The 22239-nt window shown below is 34.3% G+C and carries 20 protein-coding genes; 18 read left to right on the top strand and 2 right to left on the bottom strand.

Annotated features, from left to right (window positions below; all coding sequences use genetic code 11):
• Positions 1 to 29: 29 nt before the first annotated feature.
• Together LPB88_RS07710 and LPB88_RS07705 are read right to left on the bottom strand one after the other, a co-directional pair.
• Positions 30 to 377, bottom strand: coding sequence for a toxin-antitoxin system YwqK family antitoxin (locus LPB88_RS07710; RefSeq protein WP_089350073.1), 348 nt, complete (start codon positions 375 to 377; stop codon positions 30 to 32).
• 211 nt (positions 378 to 588) lie between these two features.
• The gene (locus LPB88_RS07705) at positions 589 to 1584 is read right to left on the bottom strand and encodes a TlpA disulfide reductase family protein (RefSeq protein WP_230714230.1); all 996 of its coding nucleotides are present in this window, start codon (positions 1582 to 1584) and stop codon (positions 589 to 591) included.
• Between the two features lie 158 nt (positions 1585 to 1742).
• Here LPB88_RS07705 and aspS point away from each other — a divergent pair, with 158 nt between their 5' ends.
• The 18 genes from aspS to LPB88_RS07615 all read left to right on the top strand — a co-directional run bounded on the left by aspS (position 1743) and on the right by LPB88_RS07615 (position 22196).
• Positions 1743 to 3500: an aspartate--tRNA ligase gene (gene aspS, locus LPB88_RS07700; protein ID WP_230714228.1), complete on the top strand. Its 1758-nt coding sequence runs from the start codon at positions 1743 to 1745 to the stop codon at positions 3498 to 3500.
• 389 nt (positions 3501 to 3889) lie between these two features.
• Positions 3890 to 4084, top strand: a complete 195-nt coding sequence (locus LPB88_RS07695) for a cold-shock protein (protein WP_007137066.1) — start codon at positions 3890 to 3892, stop codon at positions 4082 to 4084.
• A 243-nt stretch (positions 4085 to 4327) separates the two neighbouring features.
• Positions 4328 to 4693: an NADH-quinone oxidoreductase subunit A gene (locus LPB88_RS07690; RefSeq protein WP_230714226.1), complete on the top strand. Its 366-nt coding sequence runs from the start codon at positions 4328 to 4330 to the stop codon at positions 4691 to 4693.
• 177 nt (positions 4694 to 4870) lie between these two features.
• Positions 4871 to 5419, top strand: a complete 549-nt coding sequence (locus tag LPB88_RS07685; RefSeq protein WP_029271568.1) for an NADH-quinone oxidoreductase subunit B — start codon at positions 4871 to 4873, stop codon at positions 5417 to 5419.
• 1 nt (position 5420) lies between these two features.
• Positions 5421 to 5942: an NADH-quinone oxidoreductase subunit C gene (locus LPB88_RS07680; RefSeq protein WP_230714224.1), complete on the top strand. Its 522-nt coding sequence runs from the start codon at positions 5421 to 5423 to the stop codon at positions 5940 to 5942.
• Positions 5943 to 5967: 25 nt separating this feature from the next.
• Positions 5968 to 7206 (top strand): NADH-quinone oxidoreductase subunit D, encoded by a 1239-nt coding sequence (locus LPB88_RS07675; protein WP_230714222.1) that lies wholly within the window; start codon positions 5968 to 5970, stop codon positions 7204 to 7206.
• Positions 7207 to 7348: 142 nt separating this feature from the next.
• The gene (nuoE, locus tag LPB88_RS07670; protein WP_230714220.1) at positions 7349 to 7879 is read left to right on the top strand and encodes an NAD(P)H-dependent oxidoreductase subunit E; all 531 of its coding nucleotides are present in this window, start codon (positions 7349 to 7351) and stop codon (positions 7877 to 7879) included.
• A 1-nt stretch (position 7880) separates the two neighbouring features.
• The gene (gene nuoF, locus LPB88_RS07665) at positions 7881 to 9251 is read left to right on the top strand and encodes an NADH-quinone oxidoreductase subunit NuoF (protein WP_089350078.1); all 1371 of its coding nucleotides are present in this window, start codon (positions 7881 to 7883) and stop codon (positions 9249 to 9251) included.
• A gap of 95 nt (positions 9252 to 9346) precedes the next feature.
• On the top strand, positions 9347 to 10378 hold the full coding sequence (locus tag LPB88_RS07660; RefSeq protein WP_230714218.1) for a 2Fe-2S iron-sulfur cluster-binding protein: 1032 nt from the start codon (positions 9347 to 9349) through the stop codon (positions 10376 to 10378).
• A gap of 2 nt (positions 10379 to 10380) precedes the next feature.
• Positions 10381 to 11436 carry an NADH-quinone oxidoreductase subunit NuoH gene (nuoH, locus tag LPB88_RS07655; RefSeq protein ID WP_230714216.1) on the top strand — a complete coding sequence of 352 codons (1056 nt, stop codon included), beginning with the start codon at positions 10381 to 10383 and terminating at the stop codon, positions 11434 to 11436.
• Positions 11437 to 11594: 158 nt separating this feature from the next.
• A complete protein-coding gene (locus tag LPB88_RS07650; RefSeq protein WP_110835900.1) occupies positions 11595 to 12140 on the top strand; it encodes an NADH-quinone oxidoreductase subunit I in 546 nt (181 codons plus the stop codon).
• Entirely contained in the window at positions 12141 to 12680 is a 540-nt protein-coding gene (locus LPB88_RS07645) for an NADH-quinone oxidoreductase subunit J (protein ID WP_230714214.1), read from the top strand. It abuts the gene before it with no gap.
• Positions 12680 to 13000, top strand: coding sequence for an NADH-quinone oxidoreductase subunit NuoK (gene nuoK / locus LPB88_RS07640; RefSeq protein WP_017494599.1), 321 nt, complete (start codon positions 12680 to 12682; stop codon positions 12998 to 13000). The genes LPB88_RS07645 and nuoK overlap by 1 nt, the downstream gene beginning before the upstream one ends.
• Before the next feature lie 6 nt (positions 13001 to 13006).
• The gene (gene nuoL / locus LPB88_RS07635) at positions 13007 to 14890 is read left to right on the top strand and encodes an NADH-quinone oxidoreductase subunit L (protein WP_230714208.1); all 1884 of its coding nucleotides are present in this window, start codon (positions 13007 to 13009) and stop codon (positions 14888 to 14890) included.
• Positions 14891 to 14900: 10 nt separating this feature from the next.
• A complete protein-coding gene (locus LPB88_RS07630) occupies positions 14901 to 16340 on the top strand; it encodes a NuoM family protein (protein WP_230714206.1) in 1440 nt (479 codons plus the stop codon).
• A gap of 64 nt (positions 16341 to 16404) precedes the next feature.
• The gene (locus tag LPB88_RS07625; RefSeq protein WP_230714204.1) at positions 16405 to 17796 is read left to right on the top strand and encodes an NADH-quinone oxidoreductase subunit N; all 1392 of its coding nucleotides are present in this window, start codon (positions 16405 to 16407) and stop codon (positions 17794 to 17796) included.
• Between the two features lie 164 nt (positions 17797 to 17960).
• Entirely contained in the window at positions 17961 to 18734 is a 774-nt protein-coding gene (locus tag LPB88_RS07620) for a Bax inhibitor-1/YccA family protein (protein ID WP_230714202.1), read from the top strand.
• A gap of 615 nt (positions 18735 to 19349) precedes the next feature.
• Entirely contained in the window at positions 19350 to 22196 is a 2847-nt protein-coding gene (locus tag LPB88_RS07615) for a T9SS type A sorting domain-containing protein (RefSeq protein WP_230714200.1), read from the top strand.
• The last annotated feature ends 43 nt before the right edge of the window (positions 22197 to 22239 follow it).

Here is a 22239-nt window from a genome sequence, read left to right as displayed (position 1 = left end):
AGCGGTTTTTTTATGTTTTCGAAATCTTATTAATTTCTGTTTGCCAAAGCATTTTTTTGTAAATTCTTTACTGAACTTACTTGGCTGTTTTCATAAGCAACTTCACAAAGACTTTTTTCATTGAAGAAAATCCATTTTCCAGTTTTCATTCCGTCTGTGTACTCTCCTACTGCCAATTTATTTCCCTTTTCATCATACGATACCCAAACGCCATCTAGTTTACCATCCTTAAAGAAACCTTGTTGTTGTACATTACCATTTTCATAATAGTAAGTAGCTTTTACTTTGTTTCCAACAGCTTCTAATTCTGGTTTTACCTCTTGTGCAACTAGAATTCCAGAGAACAATATTGCAACTAAAATTACACACTTTTTCATATCTTTAGGTATTTAATGTTATCAAATCGTTATCAAATATAGTTAATTGTTTACATTAAACAAACTTTTACTTAACAATTTGGTAACATTGAATAAAAACTTAACATTGGAAATAGTTGAAAAACAAAAAAACCAACGCCGAAGCATTGGTTTTACTGGTATTTCCGCGAAAGCGAAAACTTACTATAACGTTATAAATTTGATAAATAAATTACTTCAATAATGCGTCTAATTGCGTTTGAAGCTCTGGAGAGGATGGTCGATCAGCATCTGGAGCCACAATATTACCTTTTGGATCTATCAAAATAAATCTCGGAATTCCCGTAACACCATAACTCGTTACAAACTCAGATTCCCAATCTTTATCTGCAAACAATTGAGTTCCTCCTAATTGTTTATCTGTCACAAATTTTTTCCATTTTTCGTTATCCTTTGCTTTATCGACAGAAATGCTCACGAATTCAATATTCTTTCCGTGATACTTCTCTTCGATTTTTTGCAAATAAGGAATCTCAGCTCTACATGGCCCACACCAGGTTGCCCAAAGATCAATATAAACATACTTTCCTTTTAAATCAGAAAGTTTTGTTTTTCCACCTCTAAAATTCTCATAATCAAAATCAGGCGACACTTTCCCTATTAAACCTTTTGTTTTTGAAGCTCTTTCATATTCTTCAGAAGCATATTGATTAAAACTTTCGAAACTAGTTTTCAATGCTGTTTTAAATTCAGGATCAAAATCTCCTTTCTCTAGATTCTCTAAATCCGTTTTTTTCTTTTGCTCTAATAAATTAGCAAATTCTACGGCCTCTTTAGAAAAAGCTTCGTTCTGAAACTTTTCGTCTTTTAACGCTTGCTGCGCCAGAAAATTACTTTCGTTCACACCTTTACCTTTATAAACAATAGTTTCATCAAATTCTTTAGCATTCATTGTCAGATTGATATCCGAATTTGGTTTTAAATACAAATTAGAACCTTCTGTACCATCAGAAAACATATAAAACCCTTTTGGAGCATCAAAAGAAGCCACAAACAACTCTTTTTTATTGATAGGAATAACTTGTCTAAAATTATTTTTCCCTTTAATGACCAAAGTGTCACTATTTCTGTTCTCTATTTTAGCTGTAAATTTAACTTGACTTTTAGTTTGACCGATGACATTCAAAGCGCTAAAAATCAACAGACCAGTTACAAAAAATTTATTCATAATTATTAAAGTTTGTTTTTAGTAATTCAAATCTAAAGAAATTACAGCGGCAAAATTTAAGAATTAACAAAATATTTCAAATTAATAGTCATCTAGTTATGCACTTTATTATATTAATTTGAATTTTGTGTTTACTTTTGCAGTCTAAAATTTTGATCATGTATAGAAGTCATAATTGTGGCGAATTAAACGCCTCAAATATTAATACGGAAGTTACACTTGCGGGTTGGGTTCAAAAATCACGCGATAAAGGATTTATGAATTGGGTTGATTTACGCGACCGTTACGGAATTACACAATTAATTTTCGACGAAAGTCGTACCGATAAAACCGTTTTTGAATTAGCAAAAACTCTTGGTAGAGAATTTGTAATTCAGGTAAAAGGAACTGTAATTGAGCGTGAAGACAAGAACAAGAACAAAAACATGATTACCGGTGACATAGAAATTTTAGTTACCCAATTAACGATTCTAAATGCTGCATTAACTCCTCCTTTTACTATTGAAGATGAAACGGACGGTGGAGAAGATATCAGAATGAAATATCGTTATTTAGATATTAGAAGAAATCCTGTAAAAAACAGCTTGTTGTTCCGTCACAAAGTAGCGATGGAAGTCCGTAAATATTTATCTGATTTAGATTTTTGCGAAGTTGAAACTCCTTACTTAATCAAATCGACTCCTGAAGGAGCGAGAGATTTCGTTGTACCAAGCCGTATGAACGAAGGACAATTTTATGCATTGCCACAATCGCCACAAACTTTCAAACAATTATTGATGGTGGGCGGAATGGATAAATATTTCCAAATCGTGAAATGTTTCCGTGACGAAGATTTGCGTGCAGACCGTCAGCCTGAGTTTACGCAAATCGATTGCGAAATGGCTTTTGTGGAGCAAGAAGATATTTTAAATGTTTTTGAAGGATTGACAAGACATTTACTAAAAGAAATTAAAGGTATTGAAGTAGACAAATTCCCAAGAATTACTTACGACTATGCCATGAAAACATACGGAAACGACAAACCGGACATTCGTTTTGGAATGGAGTTTGGCGAATTAAACGAATTTGCACAACACAAAGACTTTCCAGTATTCAATGCTGCCGAGTTAGTTGTGGGAATTGCAGTTCCGGGAGCAGGAAATTATACCCGTAAAGAAATTGACGGATTAATTGACTGGGTAAAACGTCCACAAGTTGGAGCATCAGGAATGGTGTATGCAAAATGTAATGACGATGGAACTTTTAAATCATCTGTAGATAAATTCTACGATCAGGACGATTTAGGACAATGGGCAAAAATCACAGGAGCAAAACCTGGCGATATGATTTTTGTACTTTCAGGACCGGCAAATAAAACACGTGCGCAACTTTCGGCACTTCGTATGGAATTAGCAACTCGTTTAGGATTGCGTAAACCAGAGGAATTTGCACCACTTTGGGTTGTTGATTTTCCACTATTAGAACTAGACGAAGAAAGCGGTCGTTACCATGCGATGCACCACCCGTTTACATCTCCAAAACCAGAAGACATGCAATTATTAGAAACTGACCCAGGAAAGGTTCGTGCTAATGCGTATGATATGGTTCTTAACGGAAATGAAATTGGAGGAGGTTCGATTCGTATTCACGACAAAGCGACTCAACAATTAATGTTTAAATATTTAGGCTTTACTGAAGAAGAAGCAAAAGCACAATTTGGCTTCCTAATGGATGCATTCCAATTTGGAGCACCACCACACGGAGGTTTAGCTTTTGGTTTAGACAGATTGGTGGCTATTTTAGGAGGTCAGGAAACGATTAGAGATTTTATTGCATTCCCTAAGAACAATTCAGGGCGTGATGTTATGATCGATGCTCCTGCAAAAATTGACGATGCACAATTAAAAGAACTTCATATCAAACTTGATACGATATAAATTCTTATAAATTTAAAAACATAAAAACGGCAACTAATAAGATTTAGTTGCCGTTTTTTTATGCATTTTCTTCCGGCCTGAGTGTTAAAAAAATACTAACTAAAAAAGGCGAAGTCAATAAATACAAGTATTCTCTCACAGAAACTCAAATTTACAGAAAGGGTTTGGCATAATATACAAAATTTTTGTAAACTATAAGCTACTTTTTTAACTTTTTATTTTGACAATTGATGATTCTCAAATAAAGTATCTGCATATCAAAATTGATGCAATATAAATAGCGAAAACACTGTGAATCAATAATTTTTACAAAAAATTAACACCTTATTGTCTTTTGTATGAATTTATATATTACATTTGCTTCATTATAAATTATTATTACAATTACAATGCGTACAGGTACAGTAAAATTTTTCAATGAATCTAAAGGTTATGGATTCATTACAGACGAAGAAACAGGAAAAGATATCTTCGTTCACGCTTCAGGAATTAACGCGGAAGAATTACGCGAAGGTGACCGTGTAAGCTATGAAGAAGAAGAAGGAAGAAAAGGGAAAGTTGCTGCTAAAGTAGCAGTAATCTAAGAAAAATATAGCAATTTATTTTTTTTGCCTCTGAATGGTTTTGAAAACGTTTCGATTAATTTCGAAACGTTTTTTTTTGCTCAAATCTTAAAAAAAACTTAAAATAACAAGTTGTTATTTATAATCAATAAAAATTACAAATATTAACCCTTTTGTTACACACTTAAATCCTTTTTTAGCTTGTGATTTACAGAGTTGAAAGTTATCTTTGTGGCTTATTCTTTAAGTAAAAAACCTAAGTTTATGCAATCTGATCAATACAGTTACATTCCTATTTTAATGCAAGCAATTTTAGCTATTGGATTTGTGGTAGGAACAATCATTATTTCTGGAAAATTAGGACCAAAAAGAAGTTCTGAAGTAAAAGATAAAAACTTTGAGTGTGGTGTCGAATCTGTTGGTAACGCACGTATCCCTTTTTCAGTAAAATATTTCCTTGTTGCTATTTTGTTTGTATTGTTTGACGTAGAGGTAATTTTCCTTTATCCATGGGCAGTAAACTTCAAAGAATTAGGAATTGAAGGAATGCTTAAGATGATCGTATTTATGTCACTTCTTTTAGTTGGCTTTTTCTACATCATCAAGAAAAAAGCATTAGACTGGGAATAACACGATTTTAGATTTTAAATTGATACTTTTAGATTTAAGAATTAGCTAATGTCTGAGCTTAAATAAAACCACAATTTGAAATTTGATTTCTTCGAATTAATATACTGATTAAAAAAATTGATTTTAACTTTTACGATTTCCCAAATCTAAAATCTAAAATCAGAAATCTAAAATAAAATGAGCGATTCAAATGTAAATATGGTTGCGCCGCCGGAAGGAGTTGTAGGAGAAGGTTTCTTCGCTACAAAACTAAATGATGTTGTAGGTTTAGCAAGAGCCAATTCATTATGGCCATTACCTTTTGCAACTTCATGCTGTGGTATCGAATTCATGGCTACAATGGCGTCACATTACGATTTAGCACGATTTGGTTCTGAGCGTGTGAGTTTCTCTCCTCGTCAGGCAGATATGTTGATGGTAATGGGAACTATTTCTAAAAAAATGGCACCTATTTTAAGACAAGTTTACGAACAAATGTCTGAACCTCGCTGGGTAATTGCAGTTGGAGCCTGTGCTTCATCAGGTGGAATCTTCGATACTTATTCAGTTTTACAAGGAATTGACAAAGTAATTCCGGTTGACGTTTACGTTCCGGGATGTCCGCCAAGACCAGAGCAAATTGTTGATGGAGTAATGAAACTTCAAGAATTGGTAAGAAGCGAATCTGTTAGACGCAGAAGCTCTCCAGAATACCAAGAATTACTAGCTTCATATAATATTTCATAAGATGGCTTTAGAAAATACCCTGATTCAAGATAAACTTACAGAAACATTTGACACAAGTGTTTTTAACTTTCAACAAGAAAGAGATATTTTTTCACTAGAAACTTCTGCTGACAAAATCACAGCCCTGATTCTTTTTTTGAAAAACGATTCTGATTTACGTTTCCACTTTTTAACCGATTTATGCGGTGTTCATTATCCGGACAACGAAACAGAGCGTCAGTTTGCAATCGTATACCATTTACACAACTGGTACGAAAACAAACGTATTAGAATCAAAGTATTCTTAAACGGTGAAAAACCAGAGATCAAAACCATTTCAAACATTTTCTTAAGTTCAAATTGGATGGAAAGAGAAACGTACGATTTCTACGGGATTAACTTTATTGGACATCCACAATTGAAACGTATTTTGAATATGGACGAAATGATATCTTTCCCGATGCGAAAAGAATTCCCAATGGAAGACAGCGGAAGAACAGATAAAGACGACAGATTCTTTGGAAGAACAACAACAAATTGCTAAAAAATAAATAATTCAACATTATAAAATGTCAGAACTATTATTACCACCAGAGCATCGATATGCTAAAATAATTAAGGATAAACTAAACGAAGACGGAAGTGAACTTTCAGTGCTAAATTTAGGTCCTACGCACCCGGCGACTCACGGTATTTTTCAAAATATCCTGTTGATGGATGGTGAAAGAATTCTTGAGGCTGAACCAACTATTGGTTATATCCACAGAGCTTTCGAAAAAATCGCCGAAAATCGTCCTTTTTATCAAATTACTCCTCTTACTGACCGTATGAACTATTGCTCCTCTCCTATTAATAATATGGGATGGTGGATGACTTTAGAAAAATTATTAAATATTGAAGTTCCTAAAAGAGCACAGTATTTAAGAGTAATCGTAATGGAATTGGCTCGTATTACAGACCACTTAATCTGTAACTCGATTCTAGGTGTAGATACTGGTGCATATACTGGTTTCTTATACGTTTTTCAATTTAGAGAAAAAGTTTACGAGATCTACGAAGAAATTTGTGGTGCTCGTTTAACAACAAATATGGGAAGAATTGGTGGTTTCGAAAGAGATTGGTCACCAGAAGCATTCCGCAAATTAGATGTGTTTTTACAAGATTTTCCTGCCGCTTGGCAAGAATTTGTAAACTTATTTGAAAGAAACAGAATTTTCCTTGATAGAACTGTAGACGTAGGTGCAATCTCAGCAGAACAAGCAATGGCATACGGATTTACAGGTCCAAACTTACGTGCTGCCGGAGTTGATTATGACGTTCGTGTTGCACAACCCTATTCATCTTACGAAGATTTCGATTTTGTTGTTCCTGTTGGAAAATCAGGTGACACTTACGATCGTTTCTGTGTTCGTAATGCTGAAGTTTGGGAAAGTTTAAGCATTATTCGTCAGGCTTTGGCTAAAATGCCGGCCGGAAACGAATACCATGCTGAAGTTCCGGATTACTACCTTCCTCCAAAAGAAGATGTTTACACTTCTATGGAATCTTTAATTTACCATTTTAAGATCGTAATGGGAGAAGTTCCTGTACCAGTTGCAGAAATTTACCACCCAGTTGAAGGAGGAAATGGAGAACTAGGATTTTATTTAGTTACAGACGGAAGCAGAACTCCATACAGATTACATTTCAGAAGACCTTGTTTCATTTATTATCAGGCATATCCTGAAATGATTAAAGGTTCTTTATTATCTGATGCAATTGTTATCCTATCAAGTTTAAATGTTATTGCTGGAGAATTAGACGCCTAAAAATATTGTCGATTTTAGATTTTAGAATGTAGATTAAAAACAATCTAAAATCAGAAATCTAAAATTAAAAGATTGCAGAATGTAGATTATAGGTTGCAGATTGAAAAATCTAAAATCAGAAATCTAAAATCTAAAATTAAGAATGGAAAGAAAACATTACAAACAAGAAATAAACATGACTGAAGCATTGATGGCTCGCATCAATGAATTAATCAGTCATTATCCTGAGGACAAAAGAAAATCAGCTTTGTTACCTGTTTTGCACGAAGTGCAAGATGCTCACGACAACTGGTTAAGTACTGAGTTGCAGGATAAAGTTGCTGAAATTTTGCACATCAAACCAATTGAAGTTTACGAAGTGGTTACTTTTTATACCATGTACAACCAAAAACCAATTGGAAAATACATGTTCGAATTCTGCCAAACTTCTTGTTGTTGTTTAAATGGTGCTGAAAATTTAATGGATTATACTTCTGAAAAATTAGGCATTAAAATGGGAGAAACAACTCCAGACGGAATGTTTACCATTGCTGGTGTAGAATGTTTAGGTGCTTGCGGATATGCTCCGATGATGCAGTTGGGAGATTTCTACAAAGAAAAATTGACAGAAGAAAAAATCGATCAGTTAATTGCTGATTGTAGAGATGATAAAATAATATTACACGATAAATAATATGTCACAGAAAATATTATTAGATAAAATCAATGTTCCAGGTATTAAAACCTACGAAGTATATCGCCAAAATGGTGGTTATGCTTCTGTAGAAAAAGCTTTGAAAACACTTACGCCAGACGAAGTTGTTGAAGAAGTAAAAAAATCAGGACTTCGTGGTCGTGGTGGTGCAGGTTTCCCTGCCGGAATGAAATGGAGTTTTATTGACAAAAAATCAGGAAAACCAAGACATTTAGTTTGCAACGCCGACGAGTCTGAACCAGGTACATTTAAAGATCGTTATTTGATGGAATTTATTCCTCACTTATTGATCGAAGGAATGATTACTTCAAGTTTTGCCTTGGGTGCTAACCTATCATATATCTACATTCGTGGAGAATATATGTGGGTTTATAAAATATTAGAAAGAGCAATCGCCGAAGCTAAAGCTGCCGGTTGGTTAGGAAAAAATATATTAGGAACAGGTTACGATTTAGAACTTTATGTTCACTGTGGAGCCGGAGCTTATATTTGTGGTGAAGAAACTGCACTTATCGAATCACTGGAAGGTAAAAGAGGAAATCCTCGTATTAAACCACCTTTCCCAGCGGTTTCTGGACTTTGGGCAAATCCAACAGTGGTAAACAATGTTGAAACTATTGCAACTGTGCCTTGGATCATCAACAACTCTGGTGATGATTATGCAAAAATCGGAATTGGTCGTTCAACCGGAACTAAATTAATTTCTGCTTCAGGGCATATTAAAAACCCGGGAGTTTATGAAATTGAATTAGGATTAAGTGTTGATGAATTCATGAATTCTGATGAATACTTAGGCGGAATGTCTTCTAGCAGACCTTTAAAAGCGTTTGTTCCTGGAGGGTCTTCAGTGCCAATTTTACCTGCCGAATTAATTTTCAAAACAGCAAATGGTGAAGATCGTTTAATGACTTACGAATCTTTAAGTGATGGTGGTTTTGCTACCGGATCGATGTTAGGTTCAGGAGGATTTATTGTTTATAACGACACCGCTTGTGTGGTAAGAAACACTTGGAATTTTGCACGTTTTTACCACCACGAATCTTGCGGACAATGTACGCCTTGCCGTGAAGGAACAGGATGGTTAGAAAAAATATTATGGAGAATCGAAAACGGTCAAGGCCGTGAAGAGGATATCGAATTGTTATGGAGTATTCAAAGCAAAATCGAGGGTAACACAATTTGCCCACTTGGCGACGCAGCTTCTTGGCCAGTAGCAGCAGCAATTCGTCACTTTAGAGATGAGTTTGAATATCACGTTCGTTTCCCTGAAAAAATAAAAAACAGAGATCACTTTGTTGCTGAACCTTTCTCGCAAGTGAAACATTTAGTAGGCGGTAAAGTAATCGTATAAAGAAATATAAAGCAGAAAGTTATAAAGTTAATAATATCAAAAAGGACAGCAATTCTTTTCAATATTCCGACTTTCAACATTCAAATCAATAAGAGATGAAAGTAACCATAGACGGTCAAAGTATAGACGTAGAGCCAGGAACAACGATCCTGCAGGCTGCACGTATGATTGGTGGAGATTTGGTGCCGCCAGCCATGTGCTATTACTCAAAATTAAAAGGCAGCGGCGGTAAATGTCGTTGTTGTTTAGTTGAAGTTTCTAAAGGAAGCGAAGCTGACCCTAGACCAATGCCAAAATTGATGGCATCTTGTGTAACGGGATGTATGGACGGAATGGAAGTAAACAGCAAATCTTCTGATCGTGTAACAGAAGCTCGTAAATCTGTAACAGAATTTTTATTGATCAATCACCCGTTAGATTGCCCTATTTGTGATCAGGCTGGAGAATGTGATCTTCAAAACTTAAGTTTCGAGCACGGAAATCCAAAAACACGTTTTATTGAAGAAAAAAGAACATTTGAACCAGAAGATATTGGTCCAAATATTCAACTACATATGAACCGTTGTATCTTATGTCAGAGATGTGTACAAGTTGCAGATCAATTGACAGACAACAGAGTTCACGGAGTATTAGATCGTGGAGATCACGCTAATATTTCAACCGGAATCTCAAAAGCTATCGACAATGAATTCTCAGGAAATATGATCGATGTTTGCCCAGTTGGAGCATTGACTGATAAAACTTTCCGTTTCAAATCAAGAGTTTGGTTCAACAAACCTTATAACGCACACAGAGAGTGTACAACTCCCGGATGTTGTGGGAAAACTACAGTTTGGATGTTTGGAGGAGAAATTCAACGTGTAACTGGTCGTAAAGATGAGTACCATGAAGTAGAAGAATTCATCTGTAACTCTTGCCGTTTTGAACACAAAAATGTAACTGACTGGGTTATCGAAGGACCAAGAGAATTTGAAAAAGATTCTGTTATCAATCAAAATAACTACACTCAGAAATTAGAGAAAGTAGAAATCGATACCGAAAAAACAATCCTTATGGGTAGAGATATCGACCGTAAAAAAATTAGTATGGCAGAAATTCCATTAAACACTAACAACAAAAATTCATAACGATGGTAGATGGTACATTTATTATAGAAAAAAGTGTTGTGATTGTTGTGGTTTTCGCTATAACAATGATTATGGCAATGTATTCTACTTGGGCTGAACGTAAAGTTGCGGCTTACCTTCAGGATCGTGTAGGACCAAACCGCGCTGGATGGGGAGGATTATTACAACCTCTTGCTGATGGTATGAAATTATTCTCAAAAGAAGAATTTTTCCCAAATACGCCTAACAAATTCCTATTCGTTGTAGGACCGGCAATTGCCATGAGTACAGCTTTAATGACAAGTGCAGTAATTCCTTGGGGAGACAAATTACATATTTTTGGTCGTGATGTTCTTTTACAAGCAACCGATATTAATATTGGTATTCTATACATCTTTGGAGTACTTTCTATTGGAGTTTATGGCATCATGATTGGTGGATGGGCTTCTAACAATAAATTCTCTTTGATGGGAGCTGTTCGTGCAGCTTCGCAAATGGTTTCTTATGAAGTTGCAATGGGATTATCAATGATTGCATTGTTGATGATGACCGGAACTTTAAGTTTAAGAGAAATCTCTCACCAACAAGAAGAAATGAACTGGAATGTATTTTACCAACCTTTATCTTTCTTGATTTTCCTGATTTGTTCTTTTGCAGAAACAAACAGAACTCCTTTCGATTTAGCAGAATGTGAATCTGAATTAATTGGAGGTTACCATACAGAATATTCATCCATGAAAATGGGATTCTATTTATTTGCTGAATATGCAAGTATGTTTATCTCGGCTACTATTATTTCTGTTTTATTCTTTGGAGGATATAACTACCCTGGAATGAGCTGGATGGTAGAACATGCAGGAGTAAATATTGCTAATCTATTAGGAATTGCAGCATTGTTTGCAAAATTATGTTTCTTCATATTTTTCTATATGTGGGTACGCTGGACAATTCCAAGATTTAGATATGACCAATTAATGAATTTAGGTTGGAGAATTTTAATTCCACTTTCGATCATTAATATCATGATTACCGGAGCTGTTATTTTAAGACACGATATCGCAGCAGCTTTAGGATTGTAAGAACCGTAATGCCTAGCCCTGATAGAAGCGGCTCCTTTTATCTGCCGTGGCAGATAAAAGATATAGCGGATAGCAGGATTAGCTACAAATAAAAAATAAAATAGATTTTGGATTTGATTTTACCGTCAAATTGCGAATCGTAAATCATACATTAAAAAATGTCAATAGAAACTATATCATTATCGGGTAGAAAAAAGATGGTCTCTAATAAAGAGATGACTTTTTGGGAACGATTGTATCTTGTGGCGATTGTGAAAGGATTGCTTATCACTCTTAAACACTTATTCAGAAAAAAAGTGACGATTCACTACCCTGAACAAGTGCGTGAAATGAGTCCGGTTTATCGTGGTCAACATCAGTTGAAACGCGATGAGCAAGGTCGTGAAAACTGTACAGCTTGTGGATTATGTGCTTTATCATGTCCTGCTGAAGCAATCACGATGAAAGCTGCAGAACGTAAAGCAGACGAAAAACATTTATATAGAGAAGAAAAATATGCTTCGATATATGAAATCAATATGTTGCGTTGTATTTTCTGTGGTTTATGTGAAGAAGCTTGCCCGAAAGATGCAATTTATTTGACGACATCAAAAGTTTTGGTTCCTTCTAGCTATGAAAGAGAAGATTTCATTTTTGGAAAAGACAGATTAGTGATGCCTCTTGACGTGGCAATGAAAAACGCTCAACTTAATAATGCTAACTAAATGATACATATTCCTGATTTTGCACACGCAACAACTGTACAAATTATATTTTGTTTCTTAGCGTTTATTACGGTAATTACGGCTTTCCTGACTATCTATAGTAGAAATCCAATTCATAGTGCTATTTATTTAGTAATCTGTTTTTTCTCAATCGCTGGTCACTATTTATTATTAAACGCTCAATTTTTGGCTGTCGTACATATTATAGTCTACTCTGGAGCGATCATGATTCTGTTCCTGTTTACAATCATGTTAATGAATTTAAATGAACAACGAGAAGTACACCGACCTAGAATTACACGTTTAGGCGCGATTGTTTCTTTCTGTTTGATTTGTATTGTATTGATTGCAATTTTTATCAACTCTAAACCAATTGTTGGTGAATACGATTCGACTGGTGAAGATTTCCAATCTATTAAAGTTTTGGGTAAAATATTATTGAACGAATATATGGTTCCGTTTGAATTTGCTTCGATCTTGCTTTTAGTGGCAATGATTGGAACTGTATTATTGTCTAAAAAAGAAAAATTAAATAAATAATGGGTAATATATTAAATCAAATAGGTATTGAAAACTACATCTTTTTAAGTGTTGTACTTTTCTGTATTGGTATTTTTGGTGTATTGTACAGACGAAATGCTATTATCGTTTTCATGTCTATCGAAATCATGTTGAATGCTGTAAACCTCTTATTTGTTGCTTTTTCGACTTATCATCAAGATGCACAAGGACAAGTCTTTGTATTCTTCTCGATGGCTGTTGCTGCAGCAGAAGTTGCAGTTGGATTGGCTATTTTAGTTTCGATCTTTAGAAATTTAGGTTCGATTAGTATCGATAATTTAAAAAATTTAAAAGGATAAATGGAAATGGATACCAATTTAGCTTTAGTTTTAGTATTAGCTCCTTTTTTAGGATTTTTAATCAATGTTTTCTTTGGGAAAAGCTTAGGAAAAACAGTATCAGGAATCATTGGAACTGCTGTTATAGTAGTTTCGTTTGCCGTTACGCTTTTCTTTTTCAATCAAATTAGCCAAACAAAACAAGCCATTCAGGTTACTTTATTTGACTGGATTCAAATTAGTAATCTACATATCAATCTTGGATTCTTATTAGATCAATTGTCTTTGCTTTGGTTACTTTTTGTAACTGGTATTGGATCATTGATTCACTTATATTCTATTAGTTACATGCACGACGATGAGAATATACACAAGTTTTTTGCGTATTTGAATCTGTTCGTGTTCTTCATGATTACACTTGTAATTGGAAGTAACTTATTAGTTCTATTTATTGGTTGGGAAGGTGTTGGACTTTGTTCGTACTTATTAATTGGATTCTGGCATAAAAACCAGGATTACAATGATGCTGCGAAAAAAGCTTTCATCATGAACAGAATTGGAGATTTAGGTTTATTAATCGGAATGTTCATTATTGGTTCAATGTTCTCTACTTTAGATTATGCAACTTTAAAAACTGCAATTGCTGGAGCAACAAACCTGAATTTACCGTTACTTTCTTTAGCTGCATTATGTTTATTTATTGGAGCTTGTGGTAAATCAGCACAAATTCCGTTGTACACTTGGTTACCTGATGCGATGGCTGGACCAACTCCGGTTTCTGCATTGATTCACGCTGCAACAATGGTTACAGCTGGTATCTTTATGGTAACAAGATTAAACTTTGTATTTGATTTAGCTCCCGATGTTCAAACTGTTATTGCTGTTATTGGAGCAATTACTTCATTAGTAGCTGCAACAATTGGTTTAGTTCAGACAGATATTAAAAAGGTTTTGGCCTACTCTACCGTTTCTCAATTGGGTTTAATGTTTTTAGCATTAGGATTCGGTGCTTATGAAGTAGCAGTTTTCCACGTAATTACGCATGCTTTCTTTAAAGCTTGTTTGTTCTTAGGTTCTGGATCTGTGATTCACGGATTACACGGAGAACAAGATATGCGTAAAATGGGTGGTTTGCGTAAAGCAATGCCAATCACTTTCTGGACAATGTTGATTTCTTCATTAGCAATTTCTGGTGTTCCGTTTTTCTCTGGTTTCTTCTCTAAAGATGAAATTTTAATGACGGCTTTCCACCACAATATTTCACTTTATATTGTTGGATCTATCGCTTCAATTATGACAGCGTTTTATATGTTCCGTTTAATGTTCCTTACTTTCTTTAAAGATTTTAGAGGTACTGAAGAACAAAAACATCATTTACATGAAAGTGACGGATTGATTACTTTCCCTTTAATCATCTTAGCAATCCTAGCTACTTTTGGCGGACTTATCAGTTTACCTGGAAATAGCTGGTTGAATGAATATTTAGCTCCACTTTTTACAAAAGTGGCAGGCGAAGAACATCATTTAGGCACAACAGAATATACCTTAATGGCTGTTGCTGTAGTAGGTGGATTATTGGGTATTTTAATTGCTTACATTAAATACTTTAAACAAGATAATGTTCCTGAAGCAGACGAAAACATTACTGGCTTGACAAAAGTTTTATATGATAAATATTATGTAGACGAAGCTTACGATGCAATATTTGTTCGCTCTATCAACGGATTATCAAGATTTTTCAGAGACAGTGTTGAAACAGGATTATCTGCACTTGTTTTTGGATTAGGAAAAGTAACTAACGAATTAGCTTTTCAAGGTAAAAAACTACAAAACGGAAGTATCGGATTATATCTTTTTGCTTTTGTTTTAGGGCTTTGTGCCATTGTTTCCTATATATTTTTAGCTAAATAATTTTACAACTATGAACGTTTCTCTTATATTAATTATTCTTCTAATTGGTGCATTTGCCACTTATTTTGTTGGTGACAAACTAGCATCAAAAGTAGCTTTGTTCTTTAGTTTGGCGGCTTTAGGTTGTTCAATTGTTTTACTAAATCATTTTTGTGCAGGCGAAAACATCAGCTTGATCAATGCCTGGATTACACAACCTAAAATTTCATTTGCTCTAAATGCAGATGGTTTAGGTATGGCAATGCTTTTATTAACTGTAGCTTTAACACCGATTATTATATTCTCTTCTTTTGGAAATGAATACAAAAATGCTAAAGCTTTTTATGCTTTAATTTTATTTATGGCTTTTGCTATGACAGGAACTTTCCTTGCAGCAGATGGTCTATTATATTATATTTTCTGGGAATTAGCACTTATTCCAATTTATTTCATTGCGCTTATTTGGGGTAATGGTGACGCTGAAGAACGCAGAAAAGCAGTAGTTAAATTCTTTATCTACACACTTGCAGGTTCATTGTTCATGTTAGTTGCTTTCATCTATTTATACCAAAAAGCTGGAAGTTTCTTAATCGAAGATTTATACAAATTAGATTTATCTGCTTCTGAGCAACTTTGGATTTTCTTAGCTTTCTTCTTAGCTTATGCTATTAAAATTCCAATTATTCCTTTCCACACATGGCAGGCAAATGTGTACCAAAAAGCACCAACTGTTGGAACTATGCTTTTATCTGGTATCATGTTAAAAATGGGATTATACAGTGTTATTCGTTGGCAGTTGCCAATTGCACCATTGGCTGCAAAAGAATACATGAATATCTTCATCGCTTTAGGAATTGCCGGAGTTATCTACGGATCAATCGTTGCGTTAAGACAAAAGGATTTAAAGAAATTATTAGCTTATTCTTCTCTTGCGCACGTTGGATTAATTGCTGCAGGAACCTACACATTAACTATTGATGGTTTACGCGGAGCTGTTTTGCAAATGATCGCTCACGGTTTTGTTGTAGTTGGATTATTCTTTGCTGCTGAAATTATTTTCAGAAGATACGAAACAAGAGAAATTTCAAAATTAGGAGGCATTCGTACACAATCTCCAAAATTCACTTCTATGTTTTTAATTTTGGTATTGGCTTCTGTAGCGTTACCAAGTACTTTTAACTTCGTTGGAGAGTTTACAGTTTTGTATAGCCTTTCTCAAATTAATATTTGGTTTGCTGTTTTAGGCGGAACAACTATTATTTTAGGAGCTTATTATATGCTTAAAATGTTTCAAAATGTAATGTTGGGAGAAACAAATTCAAAAACTTTTGCTGATGTTTCTGTTAATGAAGGAATTTCATTAGTCGTAATTATTGCGGTTTTAATTTTCTTCGGATTTTATCCAAAACCAATTACAGATTTGATTACACCAAGTTTAGAAACAATTCTAAACGTTATCAATAAAAATTAATATTTTAAATAAAAATAAATTAGGGCGTCATTAGTTTTAGATTTCCTAAATCAAAAAAACAAAAATGAATACATTAATAGCTATAACAGGATTGGGTATTTTCTGCCTATTGTTTGAAATTCTTAATTTAAGAAAGGCCATTGTTCCAATTACCATTATTGGTTTATTGGGGGTTTTGGCACTTAACTTTTACGAATTTGGATTAGAGCAGAGTTATTACAATAATATGATTACTGTGAGTAAATTCTCTACTGCGTTTTCATCATTGTTTATTATTCTAACCATTTTCTTAGTAGCATTAAGTCATAATTTTTATGAAAATCATCCAACCAAAATCTCAGATTTTGTTGCTATAAAAGTATTTTTATTAGCAGGAGGAGTTGCAATGGTTTCTTTTGGAAACTTAGCGATGTTCTTCTTAGGAATCGAAATTTTATCAATTGCACTTTATGTTCTTGCAGCAAGTGAGCGTTTGAATTTAAAAAGCAATGAAGCTGGTATGAAATATTTCCTAATGGGATCTTTTGCCTCTGGAATTATTTTATTCGGAATTTGTTTGATCTACGGAGCAATGGGAAGTTTTGATGTTGCAGAAATTCACGAAAGTTCTTTGTCTGCCGAATTACCAATTTGGTTTCCTATCGGAATGATTTTAATGACTATTGGTATGTTGTTTAAAGTAGCTGCAGTTCCTTTTCATTTCTGGGCTCCTGATGTTTACGAAGGATCTCCTGCATTGACAACTGCCTTAATGAGTACTTTGGCTAAAGTTGTAGCAATTGCAACACTTTATAAATTAGTTGCAGCATTAAATTTGGTTCCATCTTTAGACAATCAGGATCTTTTAGGAACTTTTGAAACGATTGTCGTAATCATTTCAATAGCTTCTATGACTGTTGGAAATATAATGGCATTACGTCAGGTAAACGTAAAACGTATGTTGGCATTCTCAGGAATCTCACACGCAGGTTTTATGTTGATGACATTGCTTACCGTTGCAACATCTGCAGGTGTATTATTATATTACACAGCGGCCTATGCATTAGCCGGAATCGCTGCTTTTAGCGTTATTTTATATGTATGCAAAAATCAGGATAACGAAGATATTACAAACTTTCACGGTTTAGGAAAAACAAATCCATTATTGGCTGCTATCCTTACAGGTTCATTATTATCTATGGCGGGTATTCCAATTTTCTCTGGATTCTTTGCTAAGTTGTTCTTATTCAACCAAACAATTCAAGCCGGATATATTGCTTTAGTAATCGTTGCTGTTATCAACTCAATTATTAGTGTTGGATATTATTTCAAACTAATTTTAGCAATGTATTCTAAAGAACCAAATCAGGAACGTACCGGAAAACCTTTCCTTATTTATGCAGTTGCCATAATTTCAATTGGTTTAAATATCGTTTTAGGTTTGTTCCCATCTTTAGTTTTAGACTTATTGAAATAAAATACAATCAAAATAAATACAAGTCCATCAAGAGTTTCTTTTGATGGACTTTTTTATTTAAAGCCGATTTTTACAGAAGAAAAAATCATGTTAAAAATTTAACCTAAACTATAAGACCTCGAAAAAACTCCATATATTTGAGTACAATTAAATGTATTAGAACTATGAGCTTCAATTCAAAAAATCCATTTTTAAGCAACAAGCGTTTTTCATCAAATGCTGTTTCAAAAGCTGAAGAAGTACACCATGCCCAAATTATTGATTACAATCAGGAAATGACTTTGTCAGGTACTATTAATAAAACAGCTATTTTATTTTTAATATTATGCGGATCTGCAATGGTTACATGGTGGATGGCATTTAACGGAATGAATGCAATGTTACCAACAATTGGTGGTGCTATAGTTGGACTTATTTTAGTTATAATTTCAGCATTCAAACCACAACTTTCTCCATATTTGGCTCCAGGTTATGCCTTATTTGAAGGATTGTTTATTGGAGGTATTTCTGCAATCTTCGAAGCTATGTATCCTGGAATTGTAGTTAATGCTGTTGGAGCGACTTTAGTTACTTTTTTAGTTTGTTTAGGTTTATATAAATTTAAAATTGTAAAAGTTACGGAGCAATTCAAATCTGTAGTTATTGCTGCTACTTTGGCAATTGCTACTTATTATTTGATTTCATGGGTAGCTTCTTTGATTTTTAATTTCACTCCTGTTCATTATGGAAATGGAATGATGAGTATCGGAATTAGTGTTTTTGTAATCATCATCGCTGCTTTAAACTTATTTTTAGATTTTGATCAAATCGAAAAAGGAGTTCAGGAAAGAATGCCAAAATTCATGGAATGGTACGGCGCAATGGGGTTAATGATTACACTGGTTTGGTTGTATATCGAATTCATAAGATTATTATCAAAATTATCGAGCAAGAATTAATTTCTTTCTAACTATATTAAAAAGCCTTTTTGAAATTCAAAAAGGCTTTTTTTATGCCTTATTTTCAACTCCAAAACTAAATTTTAAAGCATTATAAAAGTCATCTTTTTTAATGCTTTCCATTCAATTTCTTCCCCTTATAAATTTTTATACAATCATAAAATACGTACTTAGTTTTTCCTTAAAAAGACTTTTTCCTGATTATATTTTAGTCAAAAACATTCCTTAAAGTGATTTTTCATTTAGAAAATCTATGAGTAATCTTAAAATTTAACACTATAAATCTTATTTTAAAAAAATTGCTTTCAAAATTAAATAAAATGATAAAAAACTGTTTCTATAAATAAAATTCCACGAAGTACTTTGATTAAAAAACCATAAAAAACAAGACTTAGCAAAGACTTAATCAATTATGTAATAAATTACAATTAATGCAATTTATTACATAATGATTGAATTAATTGATATTTTTTTACGGTATTTATTTTTTTATGATAAAAATAATACGAATTCAAAAATAATATATATTTTTGTGTAATCGATTACAATTTGAAATTGCAATTTTAAGCATCTATACAACTAACTAATTATCAACAATCTTAACCACAAACAATTATGAAAAAAAACCTACTTTTCCTTGCTGTTCTCCTTGTCGCGTTTCAAACGTGGGCACAGCAAGTTCAAATTAACGAAGCCTCAGGTTGGCTCGAATCTGCTTTTGTAAAATGGCAGCCCGTTAGCAATGCTCAAAGCTATAACGTCTATTATTCCGGACAAGGAATTACAGACCAAAAAATAGACGATCAATTGATCCGAAGCTATGGAAATTATTTCAGAGCTGATATTCCGGGACTTAAAGCTGGAACCTATACTGTCAAAGTAAAACCAGTAATTTCAGGCTCAGAAGGAACCGGATCTACAACAAGTAATTTAACTGTTTTAGCACAAGACCGAAATGGTTTTGCTTTTGATGGCGGTCGCATACCGGGAGGATACAAAATAGATGGTACTCCTAAAGATGGCGCAGTAATTCTATACATTACACAAAACACTAAAAATACCATTTCGATGAATATCACCGGTGCTAGTGCAAACCCTTGCGTTGGTCTACAGAATATTCTATACGCTATCAAAAAAGGAAAAGACACAAGACCTTTTATCATTCGTTTAATTGGAAATATAACCGACATGACTGTAATGGAAGGCGGAGACGTTGTTATCGAAAATGCTAACAATGCCGCAAGTTATGTAACTATAGAAGGTGTTGGAACCGATGCTGTTGCAAATGGCTGGGGTGTACGTCTTAAGACAGCTTCAAATATTGAAGTTAGCAATCTTGGTTTTATGAATTGCAACAGTACTGCAGGAGACAATGTGGGGATGCAGCAGGATAATGACCACATTTGGGTTCACAATTGCGATTTATTTTATGGAAATGCAGGTAGTGACGCTGACCAAATAAAAGGCGATGGAGCTCTTGACAACAAATCTTCGACATATATAACCTTGTCATACAATCACTTTTGGGATAACGGAAAAGCGAGCCTTTTAGGTTTGAGCGAAGGAACTACAACTGGATTATACATCACCTATCACCACAACTGGTTTGACCATTCTGACTCTCGTCATCCACGTGTTCGTTATTACTCGGCACATATTTACAATAATTATTATGACGGAGTTTCAAAATATGGAGCAGGATCAACTTTGGGATCATCGCTTTTTGTAGAAGGAAATTATTACCGCAATAGTAAACATCCAATGCTTACTTCATTGCAGGGATCTGATATTTGGGATGAAGCTAATCAGGTAAATAATGCAGGAACAATGGGAACTTTTTCTGGAGAAGCCGGAGGAACTATTAAAGCCTTCAACAATACTTTTGATGCTGATAATGCGACTAACAATATGCGTTTTGTTGCTTATGGCGATACGAATCCTTTATACAATATCACAGGAAAAATTAGCTCTGTAACAGATTTTGACGCTTATGTTGCTTCAACAAGAGGCGAAACAGTAAGCAGCGCAGTTAAATCTAAATCTGGTGCAAATACCTATAACAACTTCGATACCGATGCTACTTTATATGTAAAAAACTTAGTTATTGATCAGCCCGCTGCTGCAAAAACCAAAGTAACTCAATATTCAGGACGTGTTTCTGGAGGAGATTTACAATGGACATTCAACAATAGTGTCGACGATACATCATCGCTTGTAATTACAGCTCTAAAATCAGCACTTACCAATTACACCGGTTCATTAGTGGCTGTACAAGGTGAAGGAAATCCTCCAACAAGTACTCAAACCTTGACTTCAACAACAAATAACAACCAAACGGTAACAAGCGGAACAGCAATTGGTACAATAGTTTTCACTTGGGGTGGCGATGCTACGGATGCAACAGTAACAGGATTACCTGCTTCTGGAATTAGCTTTGTAAAAAACACAACGGCTAAAACAATCACAATTACAGGAACGCCAACGGCTACAGTATCTTATTCGATAGCAACTACCGGAACTGGAACTCCAGCAACAGGATCAGGAACTATTACCGTGACAGCCGCAGGAAGCCAAACGCTTACTTCTACAACAAACAATAACCAAACTGTAGCAAGCGGAACAGCAATAGGTACAATAGTTTTTACTTGGGGTGGAAATGCTACAGATGCCATAGTAACCGGATTACCTGCTTCAGGAATTAGTTTTGTAAAAAACACAACCGCTAAAACAATCACAATTACAGGAACGCCAACTGCTACTGTATCATATTCTATAGCAACTACGGGAACCGGAACTCCGGCTACGGGATCAGGAACTATAACAGTAACAACCGGAACTCCAACAGGAAATGAAATTCATAATTTTACTACCTCTGGAAAAACAAGTACGTTCTATTCCATTACAGGAAACATGAACTCTACTCCAGGATCAGTAACTTATGCAGGATTGACATTGACTGCACGTTTAAAAATTGAGACCAGCACATCAATTACCTACACAACAACAAGCGCCTCAACATTGACTTTGGTTTTTGATTCCAACTTTACAGGAACAATTAAAGTAAATAACGTGTCTTATACTGCGTCAGCCGGAATCGTTACTACATCAATTCCTGCGGGAACAAATACAATAACTAAAGGATCTGTTGCTAATCTTTTCTATATTAGTACTGAATATACGGGAGGAGGCACAGCTCGTATGGTTCAAACTGCGGAAGTAATAAAAACTACAGAAAACAGCAAAACAATTTTATACCCGAATCCGGTAACAGATATTTTGTATTTATCAGATTCTAGCCAACAAGTTGAAAAAGTTTTGATCTATAATATGTCAGGAACATTGATTCAAAGTGCTCAAAAAGGGGCTCAAAATATTGATATGACGAGATTAATTCCCGGGACTTATTTAGCGAAAATTTACACTGCTAATGGTTCATTTAACCAAACTATTTTAAAGAAATAGAACTGTAATACTAAAAGTAAAGGCTTCCAAAAAATTGGAAGCC

The organism is Flavobacterium sp. JAS, assembly GCF_020991455.1.
Classification (GTDB): Bacteria; Bacteroidota; Bacteroidia; order Flavobacteriales; family Flavobacteriaceae; genus Flavobacterium.
Note: the sequence above shows the minus strand (reverse complement) of the source record. Positions and strands in the feature narration are given on the sequence as shown.